The organism is Pseudomonas sp. SDO5591_S426 (assembly GCF_054070755.1).
In genome coordinates this window covers 1-10,507 of the sequence record NZ_JBSVXD010000188.1, presented here as the reverse complement: position 1 = coordinate 10,507, position 10,507 = coordinate 1, and the positions used below count along the sequence as shown (strand labels likewise).

The 10,507-nt window shown below is 59.9% G+C and carries 13 protein-coding genes; 6 read left to right on the top strand and 7 right to left on the bottom strand.

What is annotated here, in order from left to right:
• Positions 1–47 precede the first annotated feature (47 nt).
• The 6 genes from ACW9JC_RS25230 to ACW9JC_RS25205 all read right to left on the bottom strand — a co-directional run bounded on the left by ACW9JC_RS25230 (position 48) and on the right by ACW9JC_RS25205 (position 4,376).
• On the bottom strand, positions 48–275 hold the full coding sequence (locus tag ACW9JC_RS25230) for a hypothetical protein (RefSeq protein ID WP_338586029.1): 228 nt from the start codon (positions 273–275) through the stop codon (positions 48–50).
• A 202-nt stretch (positions 276–477) separates the two neighbouring features.
• Complete coding sequence (locus tag ACW9JC_RS25225) at positions 478–750, bottom strand: hypothetical protein (protein ID WP_419709794.1); 273 nt, start codon at positions 748–750, stop codon at positions 478–480.
• Between the two features lie 259 nt (positions 751–1,009).
• Positions 1,010–1,690: an SOS response-associated peptidase family protein gene (locus ACW9JC_RS25220; protein WP_457458356.1), complete on the bottom strand. Its 681-nt coding sequence runs from the start codon at positions 1,688–1,690 to the stop codon at positions 1,010–1,012.
• A gap of 39 nt (positions 1,691–1,729) precedes the next feature.
• On the bottom strand, positions 1,730–2,443 hold the full coding sequence (locus tag ACW9JC_RS25215; RefSeq protein WP_457458354.1) for an ABC transporter ATP-binding protein: 714 nt from the start codon (positions 2,441–2,443) through the stop codon (positions 1,730–1,732).
• Between the two features lie 3 nt (positions 2,444–2,446).
• Positions 2,447–3,283 (bottom strand): ABC transporter permease, encoded by an 837-nt coding sequence (locus ACW9JC_RS25210; RefSeq protein WP_338586033.1) that lies wholly within the window; start codon positions 3,281–3,283, stop codon positions 2,447–2,449.
• A 106-nt stretch (positions 3,284–3,389) separates the two neighbouring features.
• Entirely contained in the window at positions 3,390–4,376 is a 987-nt protein-coding gene (locus ACW9JC_RS25205; RefSeq protein WP_457458352.1) for an aliphatic sulfonate ABC transporter substrate-binding protein, read from the bottom strand.
• 353 nt (positions 4,377–4,729) lie between these two features.
• On the opposite strand from ACW9JC_RS25205, the gene ACW9JC_RS25200 reads away from it, so the two are divergent.
• From ACW9JC_RS25200 to ACW9JC_RS25190, 3 genes are all read left to right on the top strand, one after another.
• Positions 4,730–5,620, top strand: coding sequence for an ABC transporter substrate-binding protein (locus ACW9JC_RS25200; RefSeq protein ID WP_457458361.1), 891 nt, complete (start codon positions 4,730–4,732; stop codon positions 5,618–5,620).
• 137 nt (positions 5,621–5,757) lie between these two features.
• Positions 5,758–6,657, top strand: a complete 900-nt coding sequence (locus tag ACW9JC_RS25195; RefSeq protein ID WP_457458350.1) for a polysaccharide deacetylase family protein — start codon at positions 5,758–5,760, stop codon at positions 6,655–6,657.
• Positions 6,658–6,769: 112 nt separating this feature from the next.
• Positions 6,770–7,009, top strand: a complete 240-nt coding sequence (locus ACW9JC_RS25190) for a DUF1652 domain-containing protein (protein WP_457458359.1) — start codon at positions 6,770–6,772, stop codon at positions 7,007–7,009.
• Between the two features lie 2 nt (positions 7,010–7,011).
• Here ACW9JC_RS25190 and ACW9JC_RS25185 read toward each other — a convergent pair whose 3' ends face one another.
• Complete coding sequence (locus ACW9JC_RS25185) at positions 7,012–7,896, bottom strand: LysR family transcriptional regulator (RefSeq protein ID WP_338586038.1); 885 nt, start codon at positions 7,894–7,896, stop codon at positions 7,012–7,014.
• A 127-nt stretch (positions 7,897–8,023) separates the two neighbouring features.
• Between ACW9JC_RS25185 and ACW9JC_RS25180 the strand changes: the two genes are divergently transcribed.
• Genes ACW9JC_RS25180 through catA form a run of 3 tightly spaced genes read left to right on the top strand, consistent with a single transcriptional unit; the run spans position 8,024 to position 10,458 of the window.
• On the top strand, positions 8,024–9,172 hold the full coding sequence (locus ACW9JC_RS25180; protein WP_165798769.1) for a muconate cycloisomerase family protein: 1,149 nt from the start codon (positions 8,024–8,026) through the stop codon (positions 9,170–9,172).
• A 10-nt stretch (positions 9,173–9,182) separates the two neighbouring features.
• Positions 9,183–9,473, top strand: a complete 291-nt coding sequence (catC, locus tag ACW9JC_RS25175; protein WP_338586040.1) for a muconolactone Delta-isomerase — start codon at positions 9,183–9,185, stop codon at positions 9,471–9,473.
• A 55-nt stretch (positions 9,474–9,528) separates the two neighbouring features.
• A complete protein-coding gene (gene catA, locus ACW9JC_RS25170) occupies positions 9,529–10,458 on the top strand; it encodes a catechol 1,2-dioxygenase (RefSeq protein ID WP_416129615.1) in 930 nt (309 codons plus the stop codon).
• Positions 10,459–10,507: the final 49 nt, after the last annotated feature.

Genomic DNA, 10,507 nt, shown 5'->3' with positions numbered 1-10,507 from the left:
CGGCAGCTCCTACAGGGATGGCGTATTCCTGGGATTCTTGGAGCTGTTCAAACCGCCTCATTCCAGCGAATCTGGGTGATTCCCAATTGGCAGGCATCTGCACGCGCGGCTTCGAGGCTGGCGGGTGTCGACATTTGGTGGCTGCCTGAGGGAAGCGCATGGACTGAGGCCGAATGAATGGCCTGGCCATCGGAGAAGTTCACCGCCAGTTTGAAAAAATGCTGGCGCACGCCGTCAAACACGTAATGCACGGCATAGGGCACGAGTTCGCTCATGTATTCCTCCTGAAGCGAGCCGGAACATTGGCTCAGTAGTCGATTAGGGGATTCAGGGAAATCTGCGATGCAAACGGCGTGAAGAGACAGAGTGCAGAAATAAGACGACTGAAAAAGAAAGAGGCTCAGCGAGCCTCTTGTCTTCAGAGTGGTGCATGGGCGGGTTCGTTCAGTTCTTCTGCCGAAAGGCCCCGCCCAAGGTTCAAGCGTCGTCCAGCGGCATGAAATCTGGATGAGAGGCTCGAAAACCCAACGTCTTGTCGATCCAGGCATTCAGCTCGTTGACCATCACCGGAGGCATGCCCGGGTAGCTTTCGAGGGTCGAATTCAGGACCGCGTTGATATTGGGGATTGAACGCAAGTTACGGGTTTCTATGTATTGCCCGATAAAGCAGTCGAGTTGGTAGTGTTCTGTCTTTGTAAGATAAACACACGCCAGACTCACGACTTGATTATTTATAAAATCGTCGCGCAATTTAGTTCTCTGCAAGGCTTGTTGTATGGAATTTCCTTAGTTATTGACTCTTTGGTCAACTGGGTGGTGCAACTGGAAATGCGGCGCGAATACTAGCGTCAGCGACAAAAAATGTATGCAATGCGACTCGGTAGTCAGACCGGCGGTTGACGATGCGCTACAAGTGTTAATTGACTGAAACAGTAGTTGTAACGCGAATAACGTCATCTTCAACGTAATGTCGTTAGTTATGCCTGTTTCGCTGTCGTTATTGACACTTTCAGGTCACCTCTATAATTAACTCCGCACCTTGGTTTCTCGCGTTGCCAACCGCTTTGGTGACCTTGTGCCAGTGGAATGCATCGCTGTCTTCACCCTGCAAAAGCAACATTTGCTCGGCGCGTTCCCTGGGGGTCGCCGGGTCCAGCCATTCCCGCGCCAATTCTGCCGAGAACACCACCGGTCGTCGGTCATGAATGTCCACCATGCCGCCCGCGCTGTCGGCGGTGATGATGACAAACCCGTCGTCGTCCCTCGGTGGAGCGCTTCCAATCGGGAATTGCCCGATCGCCGCACACAACACCGGCCCATGATCGCGCCGGCGAATCAGCCAGGGTTGCCGTGTGCCGTCTCCGGCATCGACCCATTCGAACCAGTTATCGACCGGACAGATCGCGCGGTGCGGCCAGATCGCGCGGAAGAATGGGCCGTGGGCAACTTTTTCGACCCGCGCATTGATCGGTGCGGCGCGATCCTTGGCCCAGTGCGGTCGCCAACCCCAGCGCTGCGAATCGGCATGCAAGCCGTCGTCCTCCAGATGCAACAGCGCAAGTTGCGTGGTGGGCGCAGCGTTGTAGCGGGCCAGGGGCTGATCGCCGACGTGATTGATCAGCGCGTCGGGAATGCTCAGCACCGCCACGAAATCGTGAATACCCCGGTATTGCGACAGTCTTCCGCACATCGACTGAATCCTCCGGCCAAGGCTTTCAGTCTAGTTGCCTCAGATCACGTGCGCCCGTTGCAACTCGGTCAACGACAACGCCTTGAGTTGCGCCAGCAGCGGGTCGCGTCGATCACGGGGATGTGCCAATTGCACCGCCAATTCCTGACGGATGCTGCTGGGCCGGTTGTCCATCACCAGCACGCGATCACTGAGGTACAGCGCTTCATCGACATCATGGGTCACCAGCAGCAGGGCGATGGCGTGGCGCTCGGCCAGTTGCAGCAGCAGGTCCTGGAGTTTCATGCGGGTAAAGGCATCCACCGCGCTGAAAGGTTCGTCGAGCAGCAGCACTTGCGGCCGCGAGTAGAGACCGCGGGCGATGGCCACCCGCTGCGCCATGCCGCCGGAAAGCGCCTTGGGCAGGGACTGGGCAAATCCGCCGAGACCGACTTCCTCGATCAGTTGCGTGACCCAGGCCTTGTCGTAATGGTTGTCGGCGCTGAAGCCGATGTTCTGTTCCACCGTCAGCCAAGGCATCAGCCGTGGTTCCTGAAACACAAAAGCCACTTCACCGGCGCGGCTGCGCAGGGTGCCCTGGAAGTCTTTTTCCAGCCCGGCGACGATCCGCAACAAGGTGCTTTTGCCGCAACCGCTGGGACCGAGCAGGCTGACGGCCTCTCGGGCCTTCAACTGTAAATGGACGTTGTTCAGAACGGTCGTGGCGGCGAAGGATTTGCGCTCGACGTGAATTTCCAGCAAGTGTTCGGTCATGGCTCAATCCTCTGCGCTTTGGCCGTTGAACGTGTCGCGCCAGGCCAGGAAGCGTTTCTCCAGGCTGGCGAGCAGGCCGTCGCTGAGTTTGCCCAGCAACGCCAGGACGATGATGGCGGCCAGCACGATGTCGGGGCGTGAAGTCTCGCGACCGTCGCTGAGCAGATAACCCAGGCCTTTGGTGGCGGCGATCAGTTCGGCGGCCACCAGAAACATCCAGGCCAGGCTCAGGCCGCTGCGCAATCCGGTGAACAGGCCGGGCAGGGCGGCAGGCAGCAGAATCCGTTGCACCAAGCGGCGACGACTGAACCCGTACATCTGCCCGACCTCCACCAGTTTGCGGTCGATGTTGCGGATCGCCGCGACGCCGTTGAGGTACACCGGGAAGAACGCACCGATGGCGATCAGGACGATTTTCGAGGTCTCGTCGATGCCCAGCCACAGCAGCAACAGCGGCACCCAGGCCAGGCTCGGGATCGAGCGCAGGCCGGCGAACGTCGGCTCCAGCCAGGCTTCGGCTTCACGGCTCAAACCGACCCACGCGGCGAACAACAGCGCCAGGCTTGCACCGATGACGAAGCCCAGCAGTACGCGCAACAGGCTGGCGCTGATGTGCTTCCAGAGCGCGCCTTCAGCGAGGTCTTTGAGGGTCAGGGCGATTTCGCTCGGGGCGGGCATCTGGTAGGACGGCAGCCAGCCGATGCGCACGACGAATTCCAGCACCAGAAGGATCAGCACGGGCAGCGCCAGGCCTTTGAGGCGCTGGCGCCAGGTATCGCTCAGGCGTCGCGGTGCAGGCAATGCGAGGTGCGTGGGCAGGCTTTTGCTTTTGCTGGTCATGAGGGACTCCAGTCACGACAAGATCAAAGATCGCAGCCTGCGGCAGCTCCTACATTGGGATATGCGTTTCCCTGTAAGAGCTGCCGAAGGCTGCGATCTTTTGCTGTTACTGACGAGCAACGGTTTCCTTGAAACCGGTGTCGATCAAATGATCGATCACCTGATCGACGTTCACACCCCGACGTACCAATTCCTCGGAAACCAGAATCGGTGCGGCGGCTTTCGAGGCGATCACATCCTTGGCCGTCAGTTGCGGGCTGCTCAGGTCGGTGCGCGACAGTTGCAGCTTGGCCACTTCCAGTGGCAGGCCGGATTCGGTGGCGAGCAGTTTCGCCAGTTCTTCAGGATTTTTTACCGCCCATTCCCGGGCTTGTTCGTACGCCTTCAGCACCGTGTCGATGGTTTGCGGATGTTCCTTGGCGTAGCTGTCGGTGACGCTGACCACGCCATAGCTGTTGAAACCGGTGTTGCGGTACAGCAGGCGCGAACCGGCCTGGACCTGGCTGGCGGCCATGTGCGGATCGAGTCCGGCCCAGGCGTCGACATCACCTTTTTCCAATGCTGTGCGACCGTCCGGGTGCTGCAAGTGCACGAGTTCCACATCGTCCTTGCTCAGGCCGGCCTGTTGCAGGCTGCGCAGGGTGAACAGGTACGGATCGGTGCCTTTGGTGACGGCGATTTTCTTGCCTTTGAGGTCGGCTACGGTTTTGTACGGTGAGTCCTTGCGCACCACCAACGCCGTCCATTCGGCGCGGCTATAGACGTAAACCGATTTGATCGGGCTGCCGTTGGCGCGGCTGAGTACCGCCGCAAGACTGGCGGAAGACGCAAAATCCACGCCGCCGCTGTTGAGGTATTCCAGCGAGCGGTTACTGCCCTGGCTCAGCACCCAGCTGACCTTGGTTTGGGGCAGGGCCTTTTCCAGAAAGCCGAAATGCTTGAGCACCAGGCTGACCGGCGAATAGTAGGCGTAATCCAGATGCACTTCTGCCGGCGGCGCTTCAACCGCTTGGGCCAGGGGTTGCAGGCTCAGGGCCAGGGCGCAGGCGCCAAGCAGAGACCTGACGGTGGGAAAACGGAAGGTGGGTTTCATGGGCGGCTCCGGGCAAGGCGGCGAGATTCTTATTTCCAAAAAATTAATTTCATCGAATGCTTCCTGCATAAAAGGAATATTGCAGGCTCTGTGCCATGTGCTCGGTTTTGCGGGTTTTCAAGGCTTGCAGCGAAGTGGAAGGCGCGGTGGGCTGTACCCCGGAAAACAGTCTGTTGAGTCGCTGTTGCTTAGCCAACACTGCATGTCGCGAGTCATGAGCTTATGCGTAAATCGAATTTAAAAAGCCCCTTGTAAGAGCGTTATGGTCTAGCGCAATCACCTTCAAGGAGCCCCCGATGAACCTGTCCCGATTCGTGCGCGGTCTGTTGACCAGCGCGCTGTTTGCCGCGCCCATGGCCTACGCCGCCGAGCCTGTCGTCCTGCATATCGGCGACCAGAACTACTACAACATTCGCGCCTCGGTCGAAGCGTCGGGCGTGCTCAAAGGCGCGCCGTACACGGTCGACTGGAAGCACTTCCAGGCCGCCGCGCCGCTGGCTGAAGCCTTGAACACCGGGGCGCTGGACCTGGGTTTTCTCGGCGATTCGGGTTTTCTGTTCCTCGCTGCCAAGCAGGCACCGGTCAAGCTGATCGGCGTGTCGCGGCAGAACCCGGAAACTATCGCGTTGCTGGTGCCCAAGGATTCGCCGGTCAAGACCATTGCTGATCTCAAGGGCAAGAAAGTCGCCTACTGGCCCGGCGCCTGGAGCCAGCAACTGACCTTGCGCGCCCTGGAAAAAGCCGACCTGCCGGAAGACTACGTCGACTTCATCAAGCTGATGCCGATCGATGCCGCCGCCGCGTTGCCTCAGGGCAGCATCGACGCCTTCCCGGTGTGGGAACCGTACATTTCCCAGCAGATCCTGTTCTCCGGCGCCCGGCCGATTCTCACCGCAAAAAACCTGATGCCAGGCCTCAGTGCCATCGCCGCATCGACGCCGTCCATCGACAGCAAGCGTGAAGCCATCGCCGACTTTCTCGGGCGCCTGAAAAAGGCCCGGGCCTGGGTGGATAACAACACGGACGAATACGCCGACCTGTGGGCGAAGAAGGCCAATCTCGACCAGAACGTTTCCCGCCATTGGTTGCGTCAGGCCCACATGACCGTCGGCCCGGTGGATGCGCAGGCCGCCAGGGATTTGCAGAGCACCGCGGACTTCCTGTTCAAGGTCAAGGCACTGCCGACGGAACTGGCAACCGCGCCGATCATCGATGGCTCATTCCAACAGGCGCTGGCGCAGTAAACGAGCCCTGGAACCAAACACTGTGTACCCTTATCCAACCTCGGCCCGCAGCTTCCTGCGGGTCGAAGAAGGATGAACGGGCGAAGGAATTTTGCCGTTTGACGTGTTGACCAAAACGGTCTGGCCCAAGGCAAAACATGAAACAGGTGTTCAAGGTTCTATTGGCGTGCGCCATGGCGGTCGGTCTGCTGGGCTGTATCGCTGCTCCCATCGAAATGACGCCGCAAACCGAACAACGGCTGCGCGCGCAACCACCGATCCGCTTTCTGCTGACATTCGATGACGGTCCCAGCGCGTCGAGTTTCTGGAATCCGACCGAAACCGTGCTCGATAGCCTGGCGATCAATCCGCTGCAACCGGACATCAAAGCGGTGTTCTTCGTGCAGACCCGCGCCACTCGGGCCGGTAACAGTGAGATCGGCCGCGCGGTCATGCATCGCGAGCGCGATGCCGGGCACATTCTGGCCTTCCACACGGCCACGCCGTCGCACACCAATCATCGCTCGCTGGACGCGCAAGAACTGGAGCAGGCGCTCACCGATGGCTGTGCCGACATCGCCGCGATCACCGGTGCGCCGCCGACCTTGATGCGCCCGCCATTCTGGAGCTACGACAAGCGCACCTTCGCCGCCTATCAACAGCATGGCCTGCATGTATTGCTGACTGACCTGAGCGCCAACGACGGCAAAATCTGGGGCTTCAACGCCAGCCCGCGACGCCGTTCGCACATGCTGCGTTCGATGTCGGAAGTGCGCGAGCGTATCGCCCGCGGCGAGCTGCCGGTGGTGGACGGCGTGATCCCGGTGGTGGTGACCTTTCACGACCTCAATCGCTACACCGCCCGGCATACCCGCGAGTACTTGCAAATCCTGCTCGACAGCGCCCAGGCGACCGGCGTGAAAACCGCCGACCAGCCGTTTTACAACGACACAGCCGAACTGCAGCGGGCGGCGATGGCGCGTACGTTGCGTGACAGTGCTCAGCCGGTTGAATTGCCGGGGGTCTGGAACTGGATCTGGAAGGACAATGCCCACTGAAAATCTGTTCAAAGTGAGAGGCATTTAACATTTATTGCTGGCGCAAAATCTTCAAAGCGGATCTATGCTGAAACGGATCCAATCCGCTCAACTGCCGCCGGAGGCGTCAGCCATGCTTCCCATTTCAGTCCTTTGCAACATTGTGGAGTCGGGTTTTGAACCCTTGTCCTGCGAGTGCACGGAAACCCTGGGGTTGCTGCGCATCCAAGTTTTCGAGCCCGTTTCCGGAGACGTCAAGCTGTTGCTCGACGGTGTTTCGACCGAGCAACTGACCAGCGTGCGCGCAATCTCTGATTTTGTCGGCGAGTTGCGTACCGAAATGAAGGCAGGGCGCCGGGCATTTGCGGGTTGATCCTAGCCTCGGGGCAACAGCTCATCAATCATCCGCAAACAATGGTTCAACCCCGGCGACACATCGCCCACCCGTCGACTGAGAATGATCGGCGAGGTCGCGTTGTCTTCCAGTAAAGGTGTGAAGCCGATGTCATCGCGGTGCAGCAATTGCACCGAGGCCGGCACCAGCGTAACCCCGATCCCGGCTCCCACCAGACCGATTGCTGTTTGCAGCTCGTTGGTCCATTGCGCGACGTGGATGCTCACCCCATAAGATTCGAACAGTGCGATGACGTGGTCGGCATAGCTCGGTCGCGGATTGCCGGGGTACAGCACAAAGGGTTCTTTGGCGAGATCGCGCAGGCTGATGGGACCGGCAAGCAGCGGGTGGCCGGCGGGCAGGGCGGCGACCAGGCGGTCTTCGGTCAATACGGTCTGGATGATGGCCGGATCGTCGATGCGGATACGCCCGAAGCCGATGTCGATGCGTCCGGCCTTCAGCGCCTGCACCTGCTGCAACGTGGTCATTTCCGAAAGCCCCAGCTCCAGCTCCAACGGCTCGCCACTGCGTAAGCGACGAATCAGCTCGGGCAGCACGCCGTACAACGTCGATGGCGCAAAACCGATGCCCAGCCAGGTCTTTTCCCCCAGGCCAATGCGCCGCGTGTTGTCGCAAACCTTGTTCAGTTGTTCGAGCAGGGCGGTGGAGTGTTCATGGAAAAACCGCCCGGCGTCGGTCAGCTTCAGCGGGCGCCCGCGTTCCAGCAGCATCACACCGAGTTCGTCTTCCAGTTGCTGGATCTGCCGGCTCAACGGTGGCTGGGCGATGTGCAGCAGTTCGGCGGCGCGGGTGAAGTTGAGGGTTTGAGCCAATACCTGGAAATAACGCAGGTGACGCAGTTCCATGGAGCCTCCAGACTTCAATCGGTTGCATACCTTTAAGGTATCAAGTCAGACCAATTCTATATTGGCGTCGCGAAAAAAGCCGTACGAGAATCGATTCCAGAACTCCAAGAACCTGATGGGTATCGAAATGCTTGCTACTGCCATTGAATCGATCGAGACGATCATCGTCGATCTGCCGACCATCCGCCCGCACAAGCTGGCGATGCACACCATGCAGAACCAGACCCTGGTGATCATTCGCGTGCGGTGCGCCGATGGCATCGAAGGCATCGGCGAGTCCACCACCATCGGTGGCCTGGCTTACGGCAACGAAAGCCCCGACAGCATCAAGACCAACATCGACACGCACTTCGCGCCGCTGTTGATCGGCCAGGACAGCGGCAACGTCAATGCGGCGATGTTGCGCCTGGAGCGCAGCATCCGTGGCAACACCTTCGCCAAATCCGGTATCGAAACCGCGTTGCTCGACGCCCAGGGCAAGCGCCTGGGTCTGCCGGTCAGCGAATTGCTCGGCGGTCGCGTACGTGACGCGCTGCCGGTGGCCTGGACCCTGGCCAGCGGCGACACCGAAAAAGACATCGCCGAAGCGGAAAAAATGCTCGACCTGCGCCGCCATCGCATCTTCAAACTAAAGATCGGTGCCGGCGAGGTCAATCGCGATCTGGCCCACGTCATCGCCATCAAGAAAGCCCTCGGCGACCGCGCCAGCGTGCGGGTCGACGTCAATCAGGCCTGGGACGAAGCCGTCGCAATCCGTGCCTGCCGCATTCTCGGCACCAATGGCATCGACCTGATCGAACAGCCGATCTCGCGCAACAACCGCGCCGGCATGGCGCGCTTGAATGCCATGAGCCCGGCGCCGATCATGGCCGATGAATCCATCGAATGCGTGGAAGATGCGTTTAACCTGGCGCGCGAAGGCGCGGCTTCGGTGTTCGCCCTGAAGATTGCCAAGAACGGTGGGCCGCGCGCCGTGTTGCGCACCGCCTCCATCGCCGAAGCGGCCGGTATCGCCCTGTACGGCGGCACCATGCTCGAAGGTGGCCTCGGTACGATGGCCTCGGCGCATGCCTTCGTTACCCTGAACAAACTGGCGTGGGACACCGAGCTGTTCGGCCCGCTGCTGCTGACCGAAGACATTCTCAGCGAACCGCTGGTGTATCGCGATTTTGAACTGCACGTGCCGAAAACCCCGGGTCTGGGCCTGAGCCTGGATGAAGAGCGCCTGGCGTTTTTCCGCCGCGACAAAACTTCCACTGCCATTCATCAAGCCTGAGGAGAGCATTATGCTGTTCCACGTAAAAATGACCGTGAACCTGCCGGTTGACATGAATCCTGAAGCGGCCAATAAATTGAAGGCTGACGAAAAAGCCCTGGCCCAGCGCCTGCAAGAGCAGGGCAAGTGGCGCCACCTGTGGCGCATCGCCGGGCATTACGCCAATTACAGCGTGTTCGATGTCGACAGCGTTCAGGAACTGCATGACCTGCTGATGCAACTGCCGCTGTTTCCGTACATGGCCATCGAAATCGACGCGATGTGCCGGCATCCTTCTTCCATCCGTGACGATGACCGCTGAGCCCAGCCTGTTCAGCTCGCTACGCTAATAATTACAAGATGAGGAACCTACCAAAATGAACGTCAAGATTTCCCACACTGCTGAAGTACAAAAGTTTCTCGAAGAGGCCAGCGGCCTGCTCAACGATCAGGGCAATCCGCGCACCAAGGCCCTGGTCTACCGCATCCTGCGTGACTCGGTGAACATCATCGAAGACCTCGCGGTGACCCCGGAAGAATTCTGGAAAGCGGTCAACTACCTCAACGTGCTGGGCGCGCGCCAGGAAGCCGGGCTGGTGGTGGCCGGGCTCGGTCTGGAACATTATCTCGACCTGCTGATGGACGCCGAAGACGAACAGGCCGGCAAATCCGGCGGTACGCCACGCACCATCGAAGGCCCGCTGTACGTGGCCGGCGCGCCGCTGTCCGAAGGCGAAGCGCGCCTCGATGACGGCGTTGATCCGGGTGTGACCCTGTTCATGCAAGGTCGCGTGTTCAACACCGCTGGCGAACCTCTGGCCGGTGCCGTGGTGGACGTTTGGCACGCCAACACTGGCGGCACGTACTCGTACTTCGATGCCTCGCAGTCGGAATTCAACCTGCGCCGCCGCATCGTCACCGATGCCGAAGGCCGCTACCGTTTCCGTAGCATCGTGCCGTCGGGTTATGGCTGCCCGCCGGACGGTCCGACCCAGCAACTGCTCGATCAACTGGGCCGTCACGGTCAGCGTCCGGCGCACGTACACTTCTTCATTTCCGCGCCGGATCATCGCCACCTGACCACCCAGATCAACCTGGATGGTGAAAAGTACCTGCATGACGATTTCGCCTACGCCACCCGTGACGAGCTGATCGCCAAGATCACCTTCAGCGATGATCAGGCCCGTGCGGCGGCTCATGGTGTCAGCGGTCGCTTTGCCGAAATCGAATTCGATTTCACCCTGCAATCGTCTGCCCAGCCTGACGAGCAGCAGCGTCACGAGCGGGTTCGCGCACTGGAAGACTGATTATCCGCGCTCCCCTGTAGGAGCTGCCGAAGGCTGCGATCTTTCAAGA